This is a genomic window from Streptomyces sp. NRRL B-3229, from assembly GCF_000719505.1.
Classification (GTDB): Bacteria; Actinomycetota; Actinomycetes; order Streptomycetales; family Streptomycetaceae; genus Streptomyces; species Streptomyces griseorubiginosus.
The window spans coordinates 97,135-121,042 of record NZ_JOGP01000011.1; the positions used below are offsets into that span (position 1 = coordinate 97,135).

At 68.6% G+C, this 23,908-nt stretch carries 21 protein-coding genes; 12 read left to right on the top strand and 9 right to left on the bottom strand.

The annotated features are described in order from the left end of the window. Nucleotides 1-225: 225 nt before the first annotated feature. Nucleotides 226-1,959 (top strand): IS110 family transposase, encoded by a 1,734-nt coding sequence (locus IF54_RS0119495; RefSeq protein WP_234439020.1) that lies wholly within the window; start codon nt 226-228, stop codon nt 1,957-1,959. A 16-nt stretch (nt 1,960-1,975) separates the two neighbouring features. Here the strand turns inward: IF54_RS0119495 and IF54_RS0119500 are convergent, their stop codons facing one another. The 3 genes from IF54_RS0119500 to IF54_RS42720 all read right to left on the bottom strand — a co-directional run bounded on the left by IF54_RS0119500 (nt 1,976) and on the right by IF54_RS42720 (nt 5,585). Beyond that, nucleotides 1,976-2,932 carry a BsuBI/PstI family type II restriction endonuclease gene (locus IF54_RS0119500; RefSeq protein ID WP_030320348.1) on the bottom strand — a complete coding sequence of 319 codons (957 nt, stop codon included), beginning with the start codon at nt 2,930-2,932 and terminating at the stop codon, nt 1,976-1,978. Then, the gene (locus tag IF54_RS0119505) at nt 2,929-4,389 is read right to left on the bottom strand and encodes an HsdM family class I SAM-dependent methyltransferase (RefSeq protein ID WP_051735479.1); all 1,461 of its coding nucleotides are present in this window, start codon (nt 4,387-4,389) and stop codon (nt 2,929-2,931) included. The genes IF54_RS0119500 and IF54_RS0119505 overlap by 4 nt, the downstream gene beginning before the upstream one ends. A 173-nt stretch (nt 4,390-4,562) precedes the next feature. Continuing rightward, a complete protein-coding gene (locus tag IF54_RS42720) occupies nt 4,563-5,585 on the bottom strand; it encodes a hypothetical protein (RefSeq protein WP_159002157.1) in 1,023 nt (340 codons plus the stop codon). A gap of 539 nt (nt 5,586-6,124) precedes the next feature. Between IF54_RS42720 and IF54_RS42725 the strand changes: the two genes are divergently transcribed. After that, nucleotides 6,125-7,291 carry a hypothetical protein gene (locus IF54_RS42725; protein ID WP_159002159.1) on the top strand — a complete coding sequence of 389 codons (1,167 nt, stop codon included), beginning with the start codon at nt 6,125-6,127 and terminating at the stop codon, nt 7,289-7,291. Between the two features lie 590 nt (nt 7,292-7,881). Here the strand turns inward: IF54_RS42725 and IF54_RS0119515 are convergent. Next, on the bottom strand, nt 7,882-8,598 hold the full coding sequence (locus IF54_RS0119515) for an SDR family oxidoreductase (RefSeq protein ID WP_030320351.1): 717 nt from the start codon (nt 8,596-8,598) through the stop codon (nt 7,882-7,884). A 71-nt stretch (nt 8,599-8,669) separates the two neighbouring features. Between IF54_RS0119515 and IF54_RS0119520 the strand changes: the two genes are divergently transcribed. Continuing rightward, nucleotides 8,670-9,485: a helix-turn-helix transcriptional regulator gene (locus IF54_RS0119520; RefSeq protein WP_030320353.1), complete on the top strand. Its 816-nt coding sequence runs from the start codon at nt 8,670-8,672 to the stop codon at nt 9,483-9,485. Nucleotides 9,486-9,909: 424 nt separating this feature from the next. On the opposite strand, the gene IF54_RS0119525 is transcribed toward IF54_RS0119520, so the two are convergent. Genes IF54_RS0119525 through IF54_RS0119535 form a run of 3 tightly spaced genes read right to left on the bottom strand, consistent with a single transcriptional unit; the run spans nt 9,910 to nt 15,134 of the window. Next, nucleotides 9,910-13,371 carry a S8 family peptidase gene (locus IF54_RS0119525; RefSeq protein WP_030320356.1) on the bottom strand — a complete coding sequence of 1,154 codons (3,462 nt, stop codon included), beginning with the start codon at nt 13,369-13,371 and terminating at the stop codon, nt 9,910-9,912. Next, on the bottom strand, nt 13,372-14,493 hold the full coding sequence (locus tag IF54_RS0119530) for a CU044_5270 family protein (protein WP_030320357.1): 1,122 nt from the start codon (nt 14,491-14,493) through the stop codon (nt 13,372-13,374). After that, the gene (locus IF54_RS0119535; protein WP_037820249.1) at nt 14,490-15,134 is read right to left on the bottom strand and encodes an RNA polymerase sigma factor; all 645 of its coding nucleotides are present in this window, start codon (nt 15,132-15,134) and stop codon (nt 14,490-14,492) included. Before IF54_RS0119535 ends, IF54_RS0119530 begins: the two co-directional genes overlap by 4 nt. Nucleotides 15,135-15,481: 347 nt before the next feature. On the opposite strand from IF54_RS0119535, the gene IF54_RS0119540 reads away from it, so the two are divergent. The 7 genes from IF54_RS0119540 (at nt 15,482) to IF54_RS0119570 (ending at nt 20,213) form a co-directional block, all read left to right on the top strand. Further along, nucleotides 15,482-16,132 carry a leucine-rich repeat domain-containing protein gene (locus tag IF54_RS0119540; protein WP_234439012.1) on the top strand — a complete coding sequence of 217 codons (651 nt, stop codon included), beginning with the start codon at nt 15,482-15,484 and terminating at the stop codon, nt 16,130-16,132. A gap of 43 nt (nt 16,133-16,175) precedes the next feature. Beyond that, complete coding sequence (locus IF54_RS0119545) at nt 16,176-16,838, top strand: hypothetical protein (protein ID WP_030320362.1); 663 nt, start codon at nt 16,176-16,178, stop codon at nt 16,836-16,838. A 90-nt stretch (nt 16,839-16,928) separates the two neighbouring features. Continuing rightward, complete coding sequence (locus tag IF54_RS0119550) at nt 16,929-18,008, top strand: acyltransferase family protein (RefSeq protein ID WP_030320364.1); 1,080 nt, start codon at nt 16,929-16,931, stop codon at nt 18,006-18,008. A gap of 94 nt (nt 18,009-18,102) precedes the next feature. Then, nucleotides 18,103-18,492 carry a hypothetical protein gene (locus tag IF54_RS40535; protein ID WP_159002161.1) on the top strand — a complete coding sequence of 130 codons (390 nt, stop codon included), beginning with the start codon at nt 18,103-18,105 and terminating at the stop codon, nt 18,490-18,492. 186 nt (nt 18,493-18,678) lie between these two features. Then, on the top strand, nt 18,679-19,188 hold the full coding sequence (locus IF54_RS0119560; protein ID WP_030320366.1) for a SigE family RNA polymerase sigma factor: 510 nt from the start codon (nt 18,679-18,681) through the stop codon (nt 19,186-19,188). Nucleotides 19,189-19,196: 8 nt separating this feature from the next. Further along, nucleotides 19,197-19,643, top strand: a complete 447-nt coding sequence (locus IF54_RS0119565; RefSeq protein WP_030320367.1) for a hypothetical protein — start codon at nt 19,197-19,199, stop codon at nt 19,641-19,643. Nucleotides 19,644-19,712: 69 nt separating this feature from the next. Beyond that, nucleotides 19,713-20,213 (top strand): peptidylprolyl isomerase, encoded by a 501-nt coding sequence (locus tag IF54_RS0119570; RefSeq protein ID WP_020136596.1) that lies wholly within the window; start codon nt 19,713-19,715, stop codon nt 20,211-20,213. 54 nt (nt 20,214-20,267) lie between these two features. On the opposite strand, the gene IF54_RS0119575 is transcribed toward IF54_RS0119570, so the two are convergent. Continuing rightward, a complete protein-coding gene (locus tag IF54_RS0119575; protein WP_030320369.1) occupies nt 20,268-21,320 on the bottom strand; it encodes a Ku protein in 1,053 nt (350 codons plus the stop codon). Between the two features lie 53 nt (nt 21,321-21,373). On the opposite strand from IF54_RS0119575, the gene ligD reads away from it, so the two are divergent. Then, the gene (ligD, locus tag IF54_RS0119580) at nt 21,374-22,255 is read left to right on the top strand and encodes a non-homologous end-joining DNA ligase (RefSeq protein ID WP_030320370.1); all 882 of its coding nucleotides are present in this window, start codon (nt 21,374-21,376) and stop codon (nt 22,253-22,255) included. A 135-nt stretch (nt 22,256-22,390) separates the two neighbouring features. Here the strand turns inward: ligD and IF54_RS0119585 are convergent, their stop codons facing one another. Further along, a complete protein-coding gene (locus IF54_RS0119585) occupies nt 22,391-23,194 on the bottom strand; it encodes a nuclease-related domain-containing protein (RefSeq protein ID WP_030320371.1) in 804 nt (267 codons plus the stop codon). A 130-nt stretch (nt 23,195-23,324) separates the two neighbouring features. Here IF54_RS0119585 and IF54_RS0119590 point away from each other — a divergent pair, with 130 nt between their 5' ends. Next, on the top strand, nt 23,325-23,831 hold the full coding sequence (locus tag IF54_RS0119590) for a protein-tyrosine phosphatase family protein (protein WP_030320373.1): 507 nt from the start codon (nt 23,325-23,327) through the stop codon (nt 23,829-23,831). Nucleotides 23,832-23,908 lie beyond the last annotated feature (77 nt).

A 23,908-nucleotide genomic window follows, 5' to 3' on the forward strand; every position in this document is an offset into this window, starting at 1 on the left:
GGATGGCCGGAGAACGGACGACGCCCCCGGCATGCTGCCGAGGGCGTCACTTGTGTTGCTGCCGTTCACTCGTACTCGCGTAGCAGGTCCTCAATACGCCGGTTGGCGACGTCTTGCCGTCCGTCGAGGCACTTCGCATACCGGGTCAGCAGGACCTCAACGCTGTTGCCGGCCGGCCAGGCGGTGATCCTCACGTATGCGTGGGACCGCCTGTTGGTCGACCCGGTGCCGGGCCCCCGCGCCCCTTCCGACTTCACCGGCCTACGGCAGCTCACCAAGACCGTGTGGTCAGTGCCAGCCGCGGCCCACCCGATCGCCCCGGCAGGATCCACCTTGCCCCGGCTCGCCGCGGAGCTCCCCCACACCTTCGCCCTGATCGACCCGCACCATGGCGCCGAAGGCGTAGCGCGCCAACTCGAAGAGCTGATAGCCCTCTTGACGCCGACCTCAGTCGATCTCCTGGACGTGGGGGGAGACATCCTCGCGCGAGGCGACGAACCGACCCTTAAGAGCCCTCTTGGGGACGCTCTGACCCTGGCCGCCTGCTGCCAGGTGACCGCTCCTGTGCGGCTCCTGGTGGCCGGCCCCGGCCTGGACGGCGAACTCCCGGCCGACGACGTACGCAGCGTCCTCGGAACTCTGGTTCACACGTTCGCTCCGAAGGACACGGAGCCGGTGAGCGACGTTCTGGAGTGGCATCCGTCCGAGGCCACGGGAATGCTAGCTGCGGCAGCGCGAGGGGCGAGGGGCGTGTGCGAGGTACGCGACGCCGGGCTCCTCATCCCACTCACCGACGCAGGAAAAACCCACCACCACTGCGTCGCGATCGAAGAGAGCGGCCGTCGGCTGCTGTCACGACGCGCCGCCAGCGACGAACCCGAACTGCTCGAGCTCCTCGCCGATGTACTGGCGTTGGGCGATGAGGTGACGTGGGGCATCGACTTGGCCGACGGCGGAGCTGCCCTGGCCATCACGATCCTCCTCAACCACGGCCAGCCAGTGCACTACATCTCCGGACGCGCCATCCACCGCGCCTGCGAGAGCTACCGCGGCGAGGGCAAGACCGGCGCCAAGGACGCAGCCGTCATCGCCGACCAGGTCCGCGTCCGCCGGGATCTGCACCCCTTACACGCCACCGACGACACCGTCACCGACCTCAAAATCCTCACAGGCCGGCGCACGGATCTGGTCGCCGACCGCACCCGCACCGTCAACCGCCTCCGAGCCCAGCTCACCGGCGTTTTCCCCGGCCTGGAACGGGCCCTGGATCTCACCAACACGGGCCCGCTCACCTTGCTCACTGGCTACCAGACCCCAGTGGCCATCCGCCGGATCGGCGCCAAGCGGCTGGAGACCTGGCTACGCAACCGCCACGTCGTGCGCCCCGACCGCCTTGCCGAGATCGCCATCGTGGCCGCCGAACGGCAGCACACCAGCCTGCCCGGCGAGAAGCTGACAGCCCAGCTGGTCCACACGCTGGCGAGGGAGGTGATGGTCCTCAACCAGCAGGTCGCCGAACTCGACAAGGCCATCGAGGCCCGGTTTCGCGACCACCACGCCTTCGACGTGATCACCAGCATGCCAGGCCTGGGCATCATCCTCGGCGCCGAGTTCCTCGCTGCCACCGGCGGCCACATGAGCGCTTTCGGCACCGCCGACCGCCTCGCCGGCTTCGGCGGCGTCGCCCCCGTGCCCCGCGACTCCGGGAAGATCAGCGGCAACCTGCGGCGCCCACAGCGATACAACCGCCGCCTCCAACGCGTCTTCCACATCTCGGCGTTGTTCAGCATCCGCCACAGCGAGGAATCGCACCGGTTCTACGACCGCAAACGCGCCGAGGGCAAGCGCCACACCCAGGCCGTCCTCGCCCATGCCCGCCGCCGCGTCAACGTCCTCTGGGCACTCCTCCGCGACGGGCGGTGCTACGAACTCGCTCCGCCCAAGGCCCTCACGGCTTGACAGACCGCATTAGGAATCACTCATAGGGGCCGAGGAACCGTGAGCCGTTCAGGTGGATGAGGTGGTCAGGCGCGTCAGCCACCCAGGCTTCGGTCTCCCATGCAAGGTCGACCAGCCACTTGCGCATCGTGGCGCGGTCCGGAAAGCAGTTCACGAACACCAGCCCTGCCTTGTCCGTCACGTAGAGGTTTTTCAGGTGCTCACGCCGTCCGAAGTCGATCGGTCCGTGAGAAGTGACGGCCTCCATCAGGAAGAGCCAACCGCGCTGCTCGTCGTAGACAACGAGGTCCGGGTTCTTGCCGTGTTCGTCAAAGGTCAGCCCCAGACGTGCGAAGGCGTCGTCTTGGCGGATGTCGTAGCGGTGATCCTTTGCGTCCCCCAGGTATAGCACCTGCCCGCCGGGGGCGAAACGAGGGCAAAACTCCTCGACCATGTCCCGGATCAGGGGGTTCTGGCCACCGGGAGAGAGGCGGAACACAGAGCCATCGGGCAGCGTGACCGGGAGCATCTGCAACTCGCGGGTGGCCCTGTAAGCGGCCTGCTGAGTAGGAGCTCCGGCTAGCCAATCGTCCAGGGCGTCTTGGAACCCCCCGGTGCCGAAGAGGCGCACTACTGACAGAGCAGCTGGAGCGATCCGGTAATTGTTCTTGGAGGAGTTAACCGCGCGCCCTTCGGGAGCATCGGAGTTGTGCTCAGCGAACCCCGCATCGACAAACTGATGGAGCGTTTGCTTGCGGAAGGTCTCGCGCGAGTTCGGGGCGTACTCCTTGCCCCACCTTTCCGCTATGACGCCCATAACTTCCGTGACGCCGAGACGCGGGTTGGTAGCTGTGTCCCACGGTTGGCCAGGATCCAGGCCGAGCAGGGCGAGGGCTGTAAGGGCAGACCTGCTATTGCAGCGGACCCTGTCAAAGCCGAAAGCTTGCAGGAGGGCACTGGCATTGTCGATAGTCGCTCGTAAATTACTGATCATCCGGGGGAGCCTACGACAACTGGGAACAAGTCAGCGACGAGGGCATCGAGCTTCGTCTGTTCCGGGAGCCATTCCGGCGCGTTCTGTGCCAAGCGCACCAGGTCATCACGGGAGGGGAAGGGAAGCGTCTTGACGTCCCCAGCGTTCACCTGGGTGTGCCCGGAGAAAGTGCGGAAGATCGCGTCGAGCATCGAGGAGTTCAGCCAGAGCATCAGCCCGTGCGCGAGCTGAGGGTCGAGCGGCCCCTTGTTCTCGTGCAGGTAGTTGGTCTTGTTGTCCAAGGCAACCGGGCCCTCGTGCTTCCAAACGCCCGCGACCACGCGCCGCTTCTCCTCCTTCGCAGAGAAGCGCTTAATGACGACGTAGTGCCCTTCGGGCAGGAGCAGTTTGCGGGCGGCCTCGGTACTGGGGAAGAAGCCCTGCGGCTTCTTCGCGGGGCGCTGTGGCCACTCGATCTCTCCGCCACGAACGTTGGCCTGGTAGATCATTGGCACGACACCGTCGGCGCCGAGGTCTTCGGTCAAGTGTTCGCGGTTACGAAAGTCGACGACCTTGCCCGTGCTGACGCCCAGGCCCAGGTCGGCCAAGGTGAATGAGACGGCCGGTGGCACGACAGCGGAATCATCGAAGCGGACGAACCGCTCGCGGTCCCCGGGCATGACTACCGCGTCGAAGGGGACGGTGCGGCGGAGCGGGGCGTCATCGTGCGCAATCGACGCCGACAGGACGACGTGTGGCTGCTGGTCGCCCCGTGTGCCGACCACGATGACGTTTTCCTGGAGGACGCCCGTGTCGGCGAACACTGTGTTGCGGCTCTTGAAGACGTGAAGGAGGTCGAGGCTGGTGCGGTCGAGTACCCACTGACGAAAGGCGCGGTGGTAGGTGCCGTTCGCCCACGAGCGGGGCACGATGATCGCGATCTGACCGCCGGGGGCGAGGGCGGCTGTCGCCCTCGCCCAGAAGGCTGTGTAGATGTTGCTGGTATCGACCAGGTGCTGCGCAATGCGCGTACGGTGCAGGCTGCCTGCGGCGAGCTTTCCATAGGGCGGGTTGGCGACGACAAGGTCGAACGGCCCGTCGATGAGTGCGTCATCGTCGGTTAGGTAGTCGCCCTGCACGAGGTCGAAAGTGGTGCCGTAGGTGTCCCTGCATTCCTTGAGCGTGGTACGCAGGTAGGGCACGACCTGTGGGTCGGTCTCCACAGCAACGACGTGAACGTCCACGCCGGGACGCTCTTCGTGCAGTCGGGCCACCAGTGCGGCGGTCAGCGAGCCGACCCCGGCGCCGGGGTCCAGAACACGCACTGTGTTATTCACCGCGTCAAGGCGAGGCATTGAGGCGATCAGGGCGGCGGCTGGTGCAGGGGTGAAGAACTGCCCCAGTGCGGCCTGGGTCTCAGGGGCAAGGACACTGAGCGCCTCCACCCGTCGTGCCTCGGTGTTCTCGATCAGTTTCACGGCGGGATTCTCTCACGGGGCACCCTCCCACGAGGTCGTTGGGGGAAATCTATGCGGCGTCACTGGACGAACCCGAGTTCGATCGGACGGCTGATGACCTGCGACAGCTTCTGAGCTGCGGGGGCAGTTCACCAACCAGCGAGCCAGGACAATGACGCCGTGCGTCACTCAAGTCAGCGCCGGTACAGGACAGGAAAACCATCGCGTTGCATGGATTCCAAATCGGAAGGAAATTTGCTCTTCACATAAGTAGGGAACTCTGTGAAGGGTCGGAACATGGCGGTCTTGAAGTAAGCAGCGTCTCTCGTTTCGCGCGGACGTCTTCGGACAGATTCGCAGTGCTGAAGCATGTCCCACGGCCGGGCGAACCACAACCCCACTCCTACATACCGTTCTGTCGGTGCATGCGCTCGACCGATGACCTGGGCGTGGACCAAGAAAACTGGGGCGTTCAACGCTACTGCGGCTGCCGTTATGTCATCGCAGTCGGTTGTGTCGAGTTGAAACTGAGACATGGGACTCCCTATGCCCCCTCCAGCAAGTGCACTGCGGCCGCTTTTCAGTTCGATCCCCAGCGCGACTTCACCTGACGCGTAATTGGCCACAAAATCGGCTGCCGCCACCCGATCCGCGTCCGACCGCTGCCCCCGAGGGCGCAACTCGACCGGATCAATTTCCCGAAGTGACAAGTCCGGCGCCTCTCGGAATTTGTCCGCCCACTCCGATTCAACAAATTTGGCGGATGCAATGCCTCGCCCGATCGACCGCACGACACGATCACAGGTACCGCAAAGAAACCACTGCGAGAGGCGCACTTCTCGGAATTCATTACAATGGCCGCAGTATCCGTCGATCTGCTCCCTCGAAACCCACTCCGGTCCCCGATCGCCGAAGGCACGATGGGCGTAAGCCTCCCTGCACGAGTTACACAAGAAGTAGGCCCGCAGTTCGGCGTCTCGGGCAACCTCTGAATGGCGGGCACATTCATACGCCGCGTATGGGTCGGTAGCTAGAGATAGTCCTGCCTCCTCCAGCACCGAGACGATGTGCGACACGGTGGTCGGCCCGATCCCTGGCAACATCCGAAGCTGGCGCTCGTTCAGCGCAAGCAGCTGCTCAACATTGACAACCTCGACCCCCAGCAACTTCTTCTCGACTGCGCGCGCAAATGGCACCTGTGAACCGTGGAACTCCACGGCCCCCCCTCCACGTTGACCGGAACGGGCGATCAACCTAACAGGGAGCATGCGCTGAGGCATCAAGGGTTGTGGACTGTCTGTGGACAGGAAGGCAACTCCGGGGCCCTGGAACCGCCATGACCAGGGTGAACGCAGACAGCCGAACCGCCCCCCGGAGCCGTGTGCGCAGGTTCGAATCCTGCCGGGGGCACTCGCCACACAGCCAGCAAGAATCATGCGCTGAGCCGGGCGGATGCCGACACGAGAGAGCGGGAGTCAGTCTCACTGGCTCCCGCTCTTTCTCGTTGTCTCTCAGCGGTCGCGACACACCTCCGACCCACTCGTCAACAGCAGGTACTGAGGGCCTGAGGATCTGCATCCACACCCCCCAGCCGCTTCGACCTCAACCCAACCGAGCCGCGTGGGCACGGCGCGCTGCACGAGCGTCGCCCCAAGTCGCCCGCACCCAAGTGGCAGCGCATCAGCCGACTACGGCCGGCGAACGCCCGATCAGAGAACTCGAGACACGCCCTCAACGAGGATGAATACTGTTCGGCATGGCCAGCCCAACAACCATCGCCACCGCCCCCTTTCGACGAGTGGCAATTGCTTCCTCTCGCCGTATCATCCGCGACACCATGCAAGCAGTCGATGACTTGCCAGGGTTTAATGCAGTGCAGCGGAGAGAGTTGCGCAAAGACGTACGGCGGATTATTTGCCGCCCACGAGTTACGACTATGCATCTGACTCAACTCTGGATGCCTGCATACTATCTCGTAAGTTGCATATCATTCTTCGGCATTCTAGCGGGAACGCTGGCATGGGCCAAAGAAGCTGCCGCGCGCCCATCCGGCATCGGCTTTACAATCGGAGCATGCTCGATGGCGGCTATCATGCTCACCTCTCGCACACTCAATGGACGATACCGCCGCTCCCGCCTCTTGAAAAACTATCTTAATTCATCGTTCCTGCTTTACCTCTTCTCCGCACTGTCTTACTCTGCCCTACAGACACCATGGGCAGCTGCAACCGCGATGGCCGCAATATTTCCAATGTCGCTTTTTGTTGCAATCTACTCATACACGACAATAATTGCGGTGATCGTGCGGCGCAGAATGGGCCGGACCGGCAACATCTACAGGATTGCGGCAAGGTCGATGCTCGAGACGGCTGCCTTGATCTCACGCAGTCGCACCCGGTGGGACTCTTCCCAAACTTCACGGAAAGCAGTGGCATCCATCGAAGACCTTGCGAGGGCCTGCCAGAACTCACTTACCCTACGACCCCGTATAGGCTTTTGGCACGCCGACGTTTTCTCACAGACAGCTACCGAGGCACTTAAGATTGCACACTTGGTGCGAGAGCACAAAAAACCAATTGTATGCGCCTCCGCAGAAGAGGATTTCGAGAGAGTCGCAACGTCACTATCACATGGGTTCGTCGCCCTACTAAATAACGACCGGAATAAACTCCTGGAGAACGCTCCTGAAGCCATCCGCAAGGACCGACTCAAGATTGCACTTCGTCATTTGCTGCCAGTAGCACTGTTCACCGCAGCAGCGATCGCGCTTCCAATGATCCCGCCAATATCCAATCAGGAAAAAATCGCCGAAAGTCTTAGACTGACTTTCATCGTTGCAGCAATTCTTTCCCTTGTGGCGCCGCGGAGCGATTCCTCCACACGAATCCTTGATACCCTAGGAAAAGCGATTCCATCCAAGTAGGAATTAGCCAGCCGAGGCCGTCTACGGGCGGTGAATCACCCGCACAAACCGCATGAAATAGAATCTCTACAGGCGTCTGCTGCTCTGAGCGGCCGTCAATCGAGGGCCGTGGCCCATGCGTGAACTGGCCGCAGGTCAGGAATTCGCAGGTCACGCCCCGGGAACGCCGGGGCCCCCGAACCGGAGTTCAGGGGTCATCATGGCGCGGTGTACGTGAGGAGCGCCTGGGTCAGGGGCCGGCGTCGGGTCCGTCGCCCTGGTCCGTGTTCTCGCTGAGGGGTTCGGCGGTCCGGTGGTTGGCCGCGGCCTGCCGTCTGTCCAAGTACTTGGCGTAGTGGCTCAGGAGCACTGCAACGCTGTTGGCCGCTCGCTCCGTGGCTTCGGTGCCTTCTTCGAGTTCGCCAACACAGGCATCGGCTTCCTCAGCCTGATCCGGCGGATCTGGACGAGCCGCCGGTGGGACGAGCGGCCGAACCGCTGTCCATGCGCGCGCCTGTCTGCGCAGCCTTCTTGCGCTGCTGCCAAGCTCGCTTCGGCCCGGGGAGGGCCGCCGCTGGGGCACGCTTTTGGGGCGTGCGAGTCGGCGTCGGTCACCAGGGGACGGGCGTTCCGTCCCAGGAGAAGAAGGCGCCGGTGGGGGCGTCGTCCGGTAGCAGGGCCAGGTGGGTGGCTGCTTGGGCGGCCTCGGCCGGGTCGTTGCCTGCCGCGGCGGCCAGGGGGTTGAGATCGGTGGCTCGGATGCCGGGGGCTAGCGCGTTGACCTTGAAGCCTTCCTCGGCCAGCGTCTGCGAGTAAAGGACGGTGAGGGCGTTGAGGGCGGCCTTGGACGACCGGTAGGCGGCGGCGCCACCGCTGCCCGGGGTGAACTGGGGGTTGGGGTTCGTGCTCCAGGTCAGCGATGCGGTGCCGCTGGAGATGTTGACGATGCGCGGATGCGGGGACCGGCGCAGGGCGGGCAGGAAGGCGTTGGTCACCGCCACGACCCCGAAGACGTTGGTCTCGTACGTGCGCCGGAACTCCTCGACGCTGGTGTCGGCCGGCAGGGCGAGTGTGGGTGAGATCCCGGCGTTGTTGACCAGGACGTCGAGGCGGTCCACTTGGGTTGCGGCCTGTGCGATGCCGTCAGGATCCGTCACGTCGAGGACCAGCAGGCGGGCGCCCTCGCCGATCTCCTCGACGGCTCGCTGTCCGAGCCCGCGGTCACGCGAGCCCACGTACACGGTGAGGCCCTCGGCGGCGAGGAGCCGGGCGATGTGCTTGCCGATGCCCTTGTTGGCACCGGTGACCAGAGCTGTGCGATCGTTCATGGCAACTACCGTTCCCCGGCTGCGGGCGCGCTGCCAGGGACAACCTGTACCAGGCAGTGGGAGGAAGCGGCATGGCACGGCAGGAGCTGGCCCGCTTTCTGCGGGAGCGCCGGGCGGGCCTGCGTCCCGGCGAGATCGGCCTCACCGCCACCGGCACCGATCGCCGGACACCAGGGCTGCGCCGCGAAGAGGTGGCGGAACTCGCCCACATGTCGGTCGACTACTACACGCGGCTGGAGCAGGCCCGCGGCCCGCGGCCGTCCACCCGGATCCTGGACGCGTTGTCCCAGGCACTACGGCTCACGCCGGCCGAGCGCAGCCACCTGTTCCGCCTGGCGGGATCGAGCGCGCCGCCCGGCATCAGTGCCGTGCGGCGGGTACGCCCGCATGTGGCCCGGATGCTGGAGCGGTTGCCGGAGACCGGTGCCGTCGTCACCGACGCGGCGTACGGCGTCGTCGCCTGGAATCCCCTGGCCCAGGCACTGCTCGGCGGCGGTCTCGGAGGCGGGAAGGCGAACCTGGCCCGGCGCCGCTTCCTCGGCCAGGGGCGGATGTACGAGAGCTCCAGCATCGAGGAGTTCGGGCACATCGTGGTGGCGCGGCTGCGACGGGCCGCCGACCGGTACCCGCACGACCCGCAGGTGACCGCTCTGCTGGCCGAACTGCACGTCGGCAGCGAGGAGTTCCGGCAGATATGGCAGACGCGTCCCGTGCACGCCCCCGGGCACCGCACCAAGATCCTCGATCACCCGGAGACCGGCCCGCTGCGGTTGAACTGTGACGTCCTGCTCGTGCCCGAGGACGACCAGGAAGTCGTCCTGATCACGGCCGACCCCGGATCACCTGCCGCGCGGACCCTGCGCAGGCTGGCCAGGCCGGTGACTTGAAACCCCTCAGGCTGGCACAGGCCAGAGAGCCGTCGGCCTATGACGTCCGGCGGCTGGTGCTCTGGGAGCCGGGGGGGGGGGGACGACGGTCGGCGGGTTTGCCGGGCGTTGTGGCGTGCGCGGACCGGCCGGACGATCCGTTGGAGGTCGGCCCAGTTCCGGAGCTGTTTCGGGGACGGCGGGTGACCTCCACGGATGACAGCGAAGAGGCTGGACGGCGGCATACAGCAGCGCCTCGGGGCGGCCTTCGGATCAGCCGACGACGGCCCCAGAAGCGGGGGTGGATCGAACTCCTCGAGCGAGGATCGCAGGTTCCAGTCCTGCCGTGGCACAGACAGAAGGGCCAGCTCGGGAGGGGTTTCCTCCAAAGCCGGCCCTTGGACGCTTCAGGCATGTGACCGCGTCGTGGAGTGTCTGGACCACGTCAGGTCAGGAGGTACGCCTTCAGGATCGTCACCGTGTAGGTGTTGCCTGTGGTGTCGGTCAGGGTGTATGTGAAGGAGACCGAGCGGGCGTTCTCCGGGTGGGTCAGGGTGAGGGTCCTTTTGCCGTGGGTCGTGGTCACCGGGGCGGGGGACCAGGTCTTGCCCGCGTCGTAGGAGACCTTCACCGTCAGGGATTTCAGGTGGGTGGCCGCCGGGCCCTGGAGGGAGAGGGGGATCGTGGTACGGCGGCCTGCGGGAGCCGTGCCGGTCGGGGTCAGCTTCGGGTGGAAGCGGACCGTGGAGAGGGGCAGCGCGCCGGCGTCGGACGGGCTGGACGTGAAGGTCCAGGCCGCTGTCAGGCGGCTCGTGGTCGTGGCCACGCCTGGCGGGCGGGTCAGGTTCGTCCGGATCGTGTAGCGGGCCGGGGCGGGCGGGAGCTTCTCCACGGTCTGGCAGAGGTCGCCGTCGTTGTCGAGCAGGGCGCTGCCGTCCGCGGTGACCGTCGTGTGCCGTCTGGCGACGGAGGAGGCGGGATGACCAGCCCCGTCGGCGAGGTCGGGGACGCACAGGTCCAGGGTGTCGCCGTCGCGCCGTGCGCCGTACGGGCCGCCGGTGATCGGGCTGAAGACACCGACGTTGTACGTGGCCGCGTAGGTCCGGCCCGCCTGGTACGCCCTCGCGCTCTCCGTGCCGTAGAAGACGTCGTCGTCCCCGGAGGCGTTTCGCTGGCCCAGGTTGGCCGTCCACTTGAAGCCCTTGGGCGTGGTGACGTAGATCTTCGCGGTCGTCGGCAGCGGGAAGGGGTCGCTCACCGTGCCGAGCGACAGGGTGGGGCCGCTCCACAGGACGTTGACGATGCCCTTGCGGTGCGCTGCGGACGAGCCGAAGTTCCGCTTCAGCAGGGCCAGTTCGTCCATGCGCGTGGTGTGCCGATAGCCGGTGGGGAAGCGGTCGGGCAGGTTGTGGAGCAGGTGGTAGGTGGTGCTGCCCTTCTGCCACAGGCCGCCGAGCTGCGTGCTGAGTCTCCCGGCCGGGGCGGTCGGTCCCAGGGTCGCGGTGCGCAGGTTCTTGAACGTCCCCCAGAACAGGGTGCTGTTGTGCGAATCGCCTCCGCGGTCCCCGGTGTCCCCGGTGTCCCCGGTGCCCACGGCCAGGTTGAGCTGGCCGTCGGTCATCTTCGCGCCCTGCGGCGCGGTGATCCGGACCGGCTTCGCCTTGCGCGCGTCGAAGACGACCGTGGTGTCCCCGGTGAGGGAGAGCCGGGGCCGGACCAGCGCCGAGGTGCCCTCGGCGTCTTCCAGCACGGTGTCCACGACGTAGTCGCCGCGCGGGACCCGCACCCGGTACACGCCCTTGGAGATCTGCTCGGAGTCCCTGAGGTTCGTGGTCCAGTACGTGCCCGAGTACCCGAGGATCTCGGTCAGCGGCGCGCTCGTGGGCTTGCCGCCGCGGTCGAGGAACTTCAGGGTGAGGTCGTGTGCCTCGGCCTCGCGTACGACGCCGAAGGCGGTCCGTACGGCCGTGGGGTCGGCGGTCGTACGGTCGGCGGTCGTACGGTCGGCGGTCGCGGGAGCGGTGGCCCTCGGGTCGGCGCCGTTGCGTGCGGTGGCGACCAGCGTGCCCGAGTAGGTGCCGTCCGCCGCCTCGACGCGGGTGTCCGCGGTGAGATCGACATCGGCGGTGCCGCCCGCCGGGACCGTGAGCTGTGTGGTGCTCAGCGTGAACATGCCTTCGGGGGCCGTGCTGCCTCCGGGGCCGGTCGCGCCGGCCGTCAGGTCGAGGGTGACGGGGTGGTCGCCGTCGTTGCGGTAGGTGATGTGCCGGGTGACCGGCCGGTCGTCGGTGTGGGGCCACAGCTGCTTGCCGAAGGACACGGAGGTCTGTTCGCTCGCCACCGTCCCCTCCAGTGCCCGGGACACGTCGAGCCGGCCCGTCCCCTGCTGGTAGACGGTCGCGCCGGAGGTCGGGGTGGTGGACGCGGTGAGTGCCTGCTTGATCCGTGCGCCGGTCCAGTCGGGGTGCCGCTGGGCGAGGATCGCGGCCGCCCCCGCGGCATGCGGCGTCGCCATCGACGTACCGGACATGGAGACATAGCCGTCGGCAGCCGGGTCGCCCATGTGGCCGTGCGTCGCCTTCGCCGAGACGATGTCCACGCCCGGCGCCGTGAGGTCCGGTTTCAGCGCGCTGTCTGCGGTCGGGCCGGTGCTGGAGAAGTCGGCGAGCCGGTCCTCGCCGTCGACGGCGCCCACGGTGAGCGCCGACTCCGCGGCCCCCGGGGAGCCGACGGTTCCCGCGTCGGGGCCCTCGTTGCCGGCCGCGGCGACGGTGAGCATGCCGGTGCTCTTCGAGAGGGCGTTCACCGCCGCCTCGACCGGGTCCTCCCCCGGGGTGTCCTCCTGGCCCAGGCTGAGGTTGGCCACCTTGGCGCCCTGCCCGGCGGCCCACTCCAGGCCGGCGATGACGCCGGAGTCGCTGCCCTCGCCGTTGTCGTCCAGCACCTTGGCGTTGAGGATCCCGGCACCGGGCGCGACGCCCTTGTACCGGCCGCCGGACCGTTCGCCGGAGCCCGCCAGCGTCGCGGCCACGTGGGTGCCGTGGCCGGCCATGTCGTCGGTGCTGTCGGGGCCGGTGAAGTTCTTCGAGGCCTTCACCGCCGAGGCGAGGTCCGGGTGTGTGGTGTCGATGCCGGTGTCCAGGACGGCGACCTTGACGCCCTTGCCGTCGTATCCGGCGGCCCAGGCGGCCGGGGCGCCGATCTGCGCGACGCCGCTGCCCGCCTCCCCGGCCGCCTCCCTTGATTTCGCACCGTCTTCTTCCGCCGGTGCCTTGAACCGGCCGTCCAGCCAGACCCGCGCGACGCCCTGCTCCTCGGTGAGGGCCTGCCACAAGTCGTCGGCCCCGGCTTTGGGCACGGTGATCGCGGCGCCCGCCACGCTGGGCAGCTCCCGGCGCACGGTGGCGTCCGCGTCCGCGACCAGTGACTTCTGGGTGCTCCGGCGCTGTGCGGGCTTGCCCTCGTACGACACGATCAGCGGGAGCGTGCCGCGCCGGGTGTCGTCGTAGCCGGCGCGTGTCAGGCCGCTGACGTCGAACAGCCGCTTGTCCAGGACGCCTTGGCCGATCAGGGCGGCGGCGTCGGCGGGAACGACGTACTGATCGCCCCCGACGCCGCGCACGGACACCGGGACGTGCTCACGGCCCGGTGCCCTGCGTACGCCCGTCACCCGGCCCCGGGCGTCCAGCCGGACCCGGTCGCCGGTGAGGAGGGTGACGTACCGGCCGTCCGCGGAGGCGGAGCCGGCGGTCTGCGCGCCGAGGGCGGGGTTGCCGGGCGCCGCGACCGTGGCGGTGTCCTCCGTCTGCACGCCGAGGCCGGAGCCCGTGGCCGCCGCCGATACGCCCGTCATCAGCCCCGCCACCAGCAGGGCGGCCAGCGAGGCGCTCGTGGTTCTGTCGCGCATTCAGCTCACCTGCCCGGGGACCTGCTGGGCGGCGTCGACGACCGCGCGCTCGGTGATCGCGCTGGTGTGCGTGACGGTACCGACCTTGAGGGGGTCGCCCGCCGTGGCCTTGACCACCACGATGCGCTCGCCGAGGAACCGCAGCGTCTTCTTGTCGAAGATCCACTCGGTGCGCTCGCCGTCGCTCTCCCGCGCGATCGCGACCCCGGGCCGGCCCGTGGCGTCGACCGCGTCATTCACCGCGACGACGCCGGGGATCTTGGCCGCGGCCTTGTAGAGTGCGGCGCCGACCTCGGCGGGCGGGTAGCTCTCGAACAGCAGATCGCCGATCGCGACGAAGGCGGCCTGGTCGCGCGGGACTTCGGGGTCCCGGACGGCGTCCGACTCCTGGTAGATCTTCCGCAGCAGCGCCGCGGGGTCGGTCGGCAGCTTGGCCAGGGCGTTGTAGGCGCCGCTGAACGGGGTGTCGCTCTTCAGGGTGATGCCCTTGTCGCTGGTCTGGCCGGCCTCGATCAGCCAGCCGTCCTTGCCGTCGAGGGAGTTCCAGACCTGGCGGGAGTGCAGTTCGTTGCTGACCGCCTCGCTCTTGCCGCCGACGGTCTTGACGTAGGTGTCGGCCACCTTCGAGGTGATGTAGATGTACTGGCCCTTGTGCGGGGTGGGCGCGGAGGTGTCGGCGGCGGCCAGGGAGATGCGGTCGAGGAGCCGGGGGGCGCCCTTGGCGTCGGCGGTGCCGATCCGGGTGGTCAGTGCGGGGCCGGTGGCCAGGGCGGTCCGGCCGTCGTCCGCGCCGCCGCCGGTGAGGGCGAGGCCGCCTGCGACCGCGCCGGCCAGGGCGAGGGCCGCGGCGGGCAGGAGGATCGCACGGCGCAGGAACGGGTTGGAGCGCTTCACGGGCGCGACCGGCGAGGTGGCGGAGGTACGGGAGGAGATACCGGACGTACGGGAGGAGGTACCGGACGTACGGGAGGAGGTGCGGAGGTCTTCGTGGATCCGGGCCATCATCTGCTCCTTGTGGAACTGGTGGCGGCCCGCCGGCAGATCCCGCTCGGTGGAGGGCAGCAGACTCTGCGTCTCCGTCCACTCGGCCGGGTGGGGCCGGTGGGAGGGGCTGGCGTTCATCGGTTTCCTTCCTGTGCGGACCGGACCGCGTATCCGCGATCACCTGTTATCTGCCGGTTCGTGCGGGTGGGTTCCCGTTTTTCTTCGAGCAGTTGTGCGTCGGTGAGTTTGCGCAGCCGGGTGCGGGCGCGGGAGAGGCGGGAGCGGACGGTGCCGACCGGGATGCCGAGGGCGCGGGCCGCCTCGGTGTACTCCATCCCCTCCCACAGGCACAGCGTCAGAACCTCGCGCTCGGGGCGCTTGAGCAGACTGAGGGCGGCGAGCGTGGCGTTGATACGGCGCCGGTCGTCCAGGCGTCCGGCGGTCTCCTCGGCGTGGTCCTCGACCCGTTCCTCGGCGGCGTGCGCGGCGGCCGCGGCGCTCGCCGCGTTGCGGTAGCGGCGGTTGCTGCGGTGGTGGGAGCGGGCGACGTTGGTGGCGATGCCCAGCAGCCACGGCCGCAGCGAGCCGCCTTCGGCCTCGACGGAGGTCCGGCGCCGCCACGCCTCCATGAAGGTCGTCGACATCACGTCCTCGGCCAGCGACCAGTCGGCGGTCAGCCGGAAGGCGTGGTTGTACACCGAGCGGGCGCACTCGTCGAAGAGTTCCGCGAAGGCGTCCGGATCTCCGTTTCGCACCCGGGTTCGCATATCTGTGGTCACGTCTTGAACTGACGTACGGTGTGGGCGAGTTCCGGTGAGACACGTCACAGCCTTCGCACAGGTTGCCGGGGCCGTGCCTGTACGAGGACTCGGTGGACGTGGCAGCCGCTCAGCCGCGTACCGCTCGGGCTGCGAGAAGCTGTGGGAGGTGTCGAGTCCGAACGCGGCTACGTCGCCGGGCGTCGCGTCCCTATCGTTGGGCCATGACGGACGAACAGTTGCCCGCGCGACTCTTCCCGAACCGGTTTCCGGAGGCCGTGGATTCGCGGCCCGGGGTGCCGCAGGACGACTGCGGCTGTTTCAGTCAGATCCATGGGCATCCGCCCGGTGCTACGACGGCTTTTCACGTGGAGATCCAGGACGACCGTGCCCCGGGCTGGCTCAAGCTGCTCGAGATGATCGACGCAGCGGTGGCCGACGGGCGGGAGGAGTTTCGTCCGTTGCCGGAGCTGAGCCCCGAGGAGCGGCGGCAGATCGTGACGCTGCCGGCGTCGATCGGGCGGCTGACAGCGGTGCGGAGCCTCGTGCTGTACGGAAGCAACCTGGTGCGGATCCCTCCGGAGATCGGCGGTATGACGAACCTCGAGGAGTTCGACCCCTACACCTCGCGGCGGTTGCACTGGTTCCCGTACGAGCTCACGCGGTGCGCTCGGCTGGCGGACAGCACGGTGAGTACGCGCTCGGTCTACGGCAACTACAAGTTCCGGCCGCCGTTCCCCCGGCTCCACCCGCCCGGCGACACGGTCCTGGACGTCGAAAACCTGGATCCCGCTCGCTGGGGCACCACGGCCGCCCGCACGTGCAGTGTGTGCGACGGGCCGGTCCCGGTGACGGGCCCGCACCAGGCATGGCTCTCCCGGACGGTGGCGACCGACGTTCTGCCACTCCTGGTCAACGCCTGCTCCCAGGCCTGCCTCGACGCCCTCCCCGCCGGGGCGAAGGGCCACGTCCCCACGCCTCATCGCGGAGGCGCGATCGAACAGCCTCCGCCGCACTGACCGTCGGCACCCCGTTGTCAGTGGTGTGCGCTTCGATGGGTGGGTGACTGTTCATGATGTTGCCCGGAAGTTGCCCGAGATCGCTGTCCTCCGTGAGCACTGCCGTGCGTTGGCCGTGCTGGAGGCCGGGCTGAGTCCCGAGTGGGGGGATCGGTACCACTCCTTCGACGCGCACTGGTCCGAGGGCGAGGCGATGGCGTCGATGCGGAACGGATCCGGGGACGAGTACTCCATCGTCTTCTCCGCCGCCGGAGTCTTCGTCCGGGGGTTCGACCACGAGTCGCCCATGAGCCCCTACGCGGAGGACGGGCCCTGGCCCGGTGTGCTCGACGCGGTGCCCGACGTCTTCAAGGCGTACGTCGAGGAGCCCGCGTTCTGCGATGACGGCATGCCGCGCGTCACCGCGTGCATATGGCGTGAGGTGGGAGACGACCGCTGGAGGACGGGGACCATCGACTTCCCCGATGGGCGGACGGACGACCCGGACGGTGCCGGCTATCTCTTCCAGCTGCTGGTGGACCGGTCCCCCGAGGCGTTTCAGGAGTGGGCCGAGGACTACTACGAGGTTCCGGTCGACCTGGAGGCGGTTCGGCATGTCATGTCCTCGCGTCCGCTGACCGAGGACGTGGTCCGCGCGTTGAACTCGGACATCGGCCTGGCAGACCTCGCGGACGACATCGCGCAGATCGGGTATCCGATGAGCTGAGGGGATGAGGCGCGATGAGCTGAGGGGGTGAGGCGCCGGGGAACGGATTTTCTACGTTTGGGATCCGCCGTGGGCGGTGAGGCGGCCAGGATGCGTGAGCGAACGGGCACAGCCGAGTCCCGGCACAGACCTGCGGTGAAGCGTTCCGAGGGCGGGCGGGACGCCTTCTTCGACAACGTCAAGTATCTGGCGATCGTGCTGGTCGCGGTGGGGCATGCGTGGGAGCCGTTGCGGGAGGGGAGCCGGACGGTCTCCGCGCTGTACTTGCTGGTGTACGCCTTTCACATGCCGGCTTTCATCGTCGTGTCCGGGTACTTCTCGCGGAACTTCGACGCCAGCTCCGGGCGGTTGCGGCGGCTGGTGGGTGGGCTTGTCGTGCCGTACGTCGTGTTCGAGACGGCCTACACCTTCTTCACCCGGTGGACCGACCAGGATCCCGGGCGGCCCGTCAGCCTGTTGGATCCCCTGTATCTGACGTGGTTCCTCGTGGCCCTGTTCGTGTGGCGGCTGACCACTCCGCTGTGGCAGCGGGTGCGGCAGCCGGTGGCGGTCGCGCTTGCCCTGGCCATGCTCGCCACCCTCACGCCCTCCATCGGTGACGACCTCGACCTCCAGCGGGTGCTTCAGTTCCTCCCCTACTTCGTGCTGGGGCTCTGCCTCCGGCCCGAGCACTTCCAGCTGGTCCGGCGACGGGCCGCACGGATCGCCGCCGGGCCCGTCTTCGTCGTCGCGCTCGCCCTGGCGTACTGGGCCGTGCCGCGGATGAGCGGGGCCTGGTTCTATCACCGGGACAGCGCCCAGGAGTTGGGCGGGCCGGCCTGGTCGGGGCCGGTGATGACGCTGGTCACCTTCGGGTGTTCGCTGGTCCTGGTCGCGTGCTTCCTCGCGCTGGTACCGGGGCGGCGGACCTGGTTCACCGTGCTGGGCGCCGGCACGCTCTACGGCTATCTCCTGCACGGCTTCCTCGTCCAGGGCGCCCGCTTCTGGGGCTGGTACGGGCCCGCCTGGGTGCACCGGCCGCTCGGCGTGGCCCTGGTCGCCCTCGTCGCCGGCGCCGTCGTGACGGTGCTGTGCACTCCGCCCGTCCGGCGGGCCCTCCGGTACGTCGTGGAGCCGGAGCTGCGGTGGGCCTTCCGGCGGGAGGCGACGGCACAGCCGGCGCGTGGTTGAGGGGAGTCGACCGGTCGGCGAGAGGGGTGTCCCGTCCTGTCGCCGACCGGCCCCGGGCGCTCGCCCTTCCGCGGGCTACTTCGACGGCCTCTTGGTGACGGTGGGGACCGGGCTCGGGACCGCCGAGGGCCGCTGGCTCGGCACCACCGTCGGCACCGTGCTCGGCGCGGTCCCCGGGACGGACGGCACGGGACTCGGCGCGGTCCCCGGGACCGACGGCACCGGACTCGGCACGGTCGCCGGGACCGACGGCACCGGACTCGGCTGGGACGGCCTCTTGGTCGCCACGGGTGACGGCACGGGCGACGGCACCGTGGAAGGTGCAGCCGACGGCACCGCCGAAGGTGCCGCGGACGGCACAGCCGTCGGCTTCGTCGTGGGTGAGCCCGTAGCCGCGCCCGCGACGGCTGCCCAGCCCGCCACGGCCACGGCACCTCCCGCGACGACGGCTATCAGGAGGCGGCGCGTGGGCCGGACTGCATGACGGTTCATCAGAAAAACTCCCCAGTGATCAGGTCGGATCGGTTGCGTGAGAGGAGTACGGGGCACCGCCCGTGACGGGTTGCACGGGTCGGCCCGGAAAGATTTCCCGCCTGACCGTGCAACCCGGCCGAGCCCTTCGCCGTACCTCTGAAGGACAGGTGCGATCGGTACGGCGGAGGGGCGGCGGGTGCGGGAAGCAGTCCGGGAGCGGGAGTTCCGGGAGTTCGCCGAGGCCAGGCAGGGGCAGCTCAGACGCAGCGCGTATCTGCTGTGCGGGGACTGGCACCAGGCCCAGGACCTGACCCAGACGACCCTGATGAAGCTCTACGCCTCCTGGGGCCGGGTCCGCCGCGACGGCAATGTCGAGGCGTACGCCCGTACGATCCTCACCCGCGCCTTCATCGACCAGTACCGCAAGCGGAGTTGGCGGGAGGAGCCGGTGGACGAGGTGCCCGAGCCCGCGTCCGCAGAGCCGGTGACTCCGGAGCTGCGGCTGGTGATGCAGGCCGCGCTGATGGAATTGCCGCCCCGCTACCGGGCGGTGCTGGTACTGCGGTTCTGGGAGGACTGGAGCGTGGAGCAGACCGCCGAGGCGCTGCGGGTGACCCCGGGCACGGTCAAGAGCCAGAGCGCGCGCGGGCTGGTCCGGCTGCGCGGGCTGGTCGAGGGCCTGGCCGGCGAGACGAGCGGGAGGTGAGGGGGGAGATGTCCGACGGGTACGGCGAGCACGGACAGCGGGGCCGGTACGAGGAGGAGGGCGGCGCCGTGCGCGGCGCCTTCGAGGTCATCCTCGACGGTTCGCGGGAGCCTGCTTTTCCCAGCGTCACCGACGCGGCGGTCGTGGGCGGCCGACGGATCCGACGTCGTCGTACGGCGGTCTCGGGCGCCGTGGGAGCCCTGGTGGCGGCCGTTCTCGCGGCGGGGGTCGTGGCCGCGTTGCCCGGCGGTGCGGGGCCTGACCGCTCCTCGGTGCCGATGGCCCCGTCGAGCGGCCGCCCGAGTGGTTCTCCGAGCACGTCCCCGAGCGATTCCGCGAGCAGTTCCCCCACCGGCACCGCCGGTCCGGTGGCGCCGCAGCCGTCGACCGTCCCCTCCAAGCAGACGGCCGTTCCGACGCCGTCGGCCCTCGCCCCGAGCGGGAGCGTTCCCTGACGTCGGCGGCACCTGAGGGCCGTGTGACAAGATGCTTCGGTCATGCCCCACCAGAAAGGGACGATTCCCATGTCCAGGGTCGAGCTGACCACTAACTTCGGCCGTATCGTCCTCGAGCTGGCCGACGCCGAGGCGCCCAAGACGGTCGAGAACTTCCTGACGTACGTCGGCAACGGGCACTACGACGGCACGATCTTCCACCGGGTGATCAACGGCTTCATGGTCCAGGGCGGTGGCTTCACCGCGGACATGGTGCAGAAGCCCACGCTCGCTCCGGTTCCGAACGAGGCCGACAACGGTCTGAAGAACACCGCGTACACCGTGGCGATGGCGCGCACCAGCGACCCGCACTCGGCGACCGCCCAGTTCTTCATCAACGTCTCGGACAACGAGTTCCTCAACTTCACGGCCAAGAGCCCGAACGGCTGGGGTTACACCGTGTTCGGGAAGGTCGCCGAGGGCCAGGATGTCGTCGACCAGATCAAGGGCGTACGGACCGGCAGCAGCCGCGGTCACGGTGACGTGCCGACGGAGCCGGTGGTCATCGAGTCCGCGAAGGTCGTCGGCTGACCGACTTCTCTCGAGGCTGACCTGCGCGGCGCCGGGGCACCGGCACCGCGCGGGTCACGCGGACCGCTTCCGGGCGGTCGTCCTTTTCGCCGCCGTCTTCTTGGCGCTCGACGCCTTCTTCGCCGACGCCGACGCCGTCTTCTTCGTCCCCTGTGACGACCTGGCCGTCGATTTCGCCGCCGTCTTCGCCGTCGACTTCTTGGCCGTGGCGGTCTTCTTCGCCGGGGCGGCCTTCGTCGTCGACTTCTTCCCGCCGGTCTGCTTGGGCGCCGCCCGTGCCGACTTGCGCTGCGGCAGCTGTCTGACCTCGCCCGGCTCCTCGCCCCGCGACTCCTTCGCCTCCCGCACGCTCTTCTCCAGGGCGGCCATGAGGTCGAGCACCTTGCCGCTGCGGGCCGGTTCCGGGCTTTCCGGCGGGGCCTCCCCAGCGGCCTTCGCGGCGACGACCTCCTCCAGGGCCTCGCGGTACTCGTCGTGCAGTTCGTCCAGGTCGATCTCGCCGAGGGTGTCCATCAGGGCGTCGGCCAGGTCGAGTTCCTTGTCGCTGACGGTGACCTTGGTGTCGGGGGCGAGTCCCTCGGGTGCGCGGACCTCGTCCGGCCACAGCAGTCCGTGCAGGGCGATGGCGTCCTCCACCACCCGCAGCATCCCGAGCCGTTCCCGGCCGCGCAGCGCGAACTTGGCGATGGCGACCTTGTTGCTGCGCTTGAGCGCCTCCCTCAGGAGGGTGTACGGCTTGGCCGCCGGCGCGCCGCCCGCCTGGAGGTAGTACGCGGCGTCCATCTGGAGCGGGTCGATCCGCTCGGCCGGCACGAAGGCGACGATCTCGATGGTCTTCGCCGTCGGGAGCGGCAGGTGCGCCAGGTCCTCGTCGGTGATCGGGATGATCGTGCCGTCGGCGTCCTCGTAGCCCTTGCCGATCTCCGACTGGGTGATCTCGCGGTCCTCCAGTTCGCAGACCTTGCGGTAGCGGACCCGGCCGCCGTCCTCGGTGTGGATCTGGCGGAAGGAGATCGAGTGGCTCTCGGTGGCGTTGACCAGCTTGATGGGGATGCTGACCAGGCCGAACGAGATGGCGCCGTTCCATATGGATCTCACCAGCAGCACCCTTCCTGGGGCATCGGGGCGTTTTATACCGATTTGCGTGAGATTCTCATCGTATGACGCCGATCACTGAGGTGGAGGGGCGACGGCTCGCGCTCAGCAATCTGGAGAAGGTGCTGTATCCGGCCACCGGCTTCACCAAGGGGGAGCTGCTCCACTACTACGCCACCACCGCCGACGTCCTCCTCCCGCATCTGCGGGGCCGTGCGGTCTCCTTCCTGCGCTATCCGGACGGGCCCGAGGGGCAGGTGTTCTTCACCAAGAACGTCCCCCCGGGTACGCCCGACTGGGTCACTACGGCCGAGGTGCCGCGGTCCGAGGGGCCGGCCCGGATGGTGCTGGTCCAGGATCTGGCGAGCCTGATGTGGGCGGCGAACCTGGTCACGGAGTTCCACACCCACCAGTGGCTCGTCGATGCGCCCGAGGAGGCCGACCGGCTGGTCCTCGACCTCGATCCGGGGGCACCGGCGACGATCGTCGAGTGCTGTGAGGTCGCGCTGTGGCTCCGGGAGCGGTTGGCTTCCGACGGGATCGAGGCGTATCCGAAGACCGCGGGGTCCAAGGGGCTGCATCTGCTGGCGGCGGTACGGGAGGCGTCGTCCGATCAGGTGTCGGAGTACGCGAAGCGGCTGGCTGTGGAGGCGGAGGGGGCTCTGCCGGGGCTGGCCCTGCACCGGATGACGAGGAGTCTGCGGCCGGGGAAGGTTTTTGTGGACTGGAGCCAGAACGCCGCGCGGAAGACCACGGCTGCTCCGTACACGTTGCGGGCTCGGGATCGGCCGTTGGTGTCCGCGCCGGTTACCTGGGGCGAGGTCGAGGGGTGCGGGGGGCCTGGGATGCTGGCGTTCGAGGCGGGGGACGTGGTGGCTCGGTTGCAGGATTACGGCGACCTGTTGGCTCCGCTGGTGGAGGGTGGGTCGGCTCCTCGGTTGCCGTGAGTGTGCCTACGGGGGTGCCGGGTGCGGTTCGGGTGCGGGTGCGTTGTGGCTTGTCGCGCAGTTCCCCGCGCCCCTGGGGGCTCACCCGCACCTGTGACCCCGAGCCCCCGGAGTCATCCCGCCCGCCTCAGACCCTCACACCCTCCCCCACGTACGCCGGTCCCTGGCCATCGCGTGGAGTGCCTCCACATCCGCCGGCTTCAGGACTCCGCCCTCTCGGGACAGGTCCGGCAGGCCGGTGTCCGTGGTGATGTGGAGGTTCCGGGGCGGGAGGGGGAGCGTGATGGCGGAGGGGGACACCAGGGCCAGGACCGGGCGGACCTCGGCCGTCAGGGCGTAGGAGGCGCGGGAGGCGTCGGCTCGGACGCGGTGGAGCAGGGGGTGGGGGTCCCTGCGGCCCAGGGTGACCATCGGGTCGGCGATCGTGACCCGCTGCTTGCGGGCGTACAGCGCGTGGACGGCGTACAGGCCGCCGGGACCGATCAGCAGGTGGTGGACGCGGTCGCCGCCCGGCAGCGGGACGGAGTGCAGGGTGTGCCAGCCCGCGCCGTCGAGACGGTCCAGCGCCTCGCCCACCGTCTGTTCGGCCTCCAGGGCGCGTCGGCGAGCATCGCGGCGGAACCGGTGCGCAGCCCCCGGCTCGCGGTCCAGGGCGATCTGGAGGGCCTCGCCGGGACGGTTCGGGGCGAGGTCGTCGTCCGGGTGGAGGGTCAGCCGGGCCAGTTCCGCCGGCGTCGGCACCGGGGGCGGGCCCACGGCCACCGGGCCGGTGAGGAAGGGCCCGAGGGCGTCCAGGACATCCTCTCTGCGGTCCTCGCTCAGCAGGTTGATCCGGGCGGCCTCACGGTCGTACCAGGCGATGTTCCTGCCGTCCGTGAGGCAGACGTAGAGCCGCTCCTGACCATGGCGCCAGGTCGGTACGACGCGCAGTCCGCTCATGCACCATCACCCCACGGACCATGGGAACAGGCGGGGTGCTGCGCAGGCAAGAAGCCGGTTACCTTTGGGGTGAGTCGCAGTGAGTTGCCGTGAGGTGCAGGGCTTGGCGCAGGGGCTTGGGGAGGCGCTGTTGCGGACCCGCAGGAAGCAACCCGACGTACCGGCTCCGGAGCGGGCGTGGAACGAGATCGTGCCCGGGCTGTGGATGGGCGGTCACGAGTTCCAGGGCCTGTCCGGACAACGGGAGTTCGCCGTCGTACGGGACGAGTTCGATGTCGTGCAGACCCTGCTCAGGCTGCCGGGCCACGGTCCCGATCCCGGCGTGGAGCACCATGTGTGGCCGATTCCGGACGGCCCGCTGGACGGCACCCAGCTCGCGGGCGTGATGCGGCTGGCGCAGGCCGCGAACGACGCGCTGGACGAGGGCCGCAAGGTCCTCGTCCGCTGTTACCACGGCTACAACCGCTCGGGGCTGGTCGTCGCGCACGCCCTGGTCCGCCGGGGACAGACGGTCGACGAGGCGATCCGGCTGATCCGCGGCCGGCGGTCGCCGTGGGCGCTGCACAACGACCTGTTCGTCGAGTACCTCCAGGCCGGGCTGTCGACGGCCCGGCTGCTGGAGGAGCTGACGGAGTAGGGCTGCCCGGACCCGCGGAACGCAAAAAGGACTTCCACACGAATAAGCTGGTCAGGCCTACGCATACCCCCGCCCGA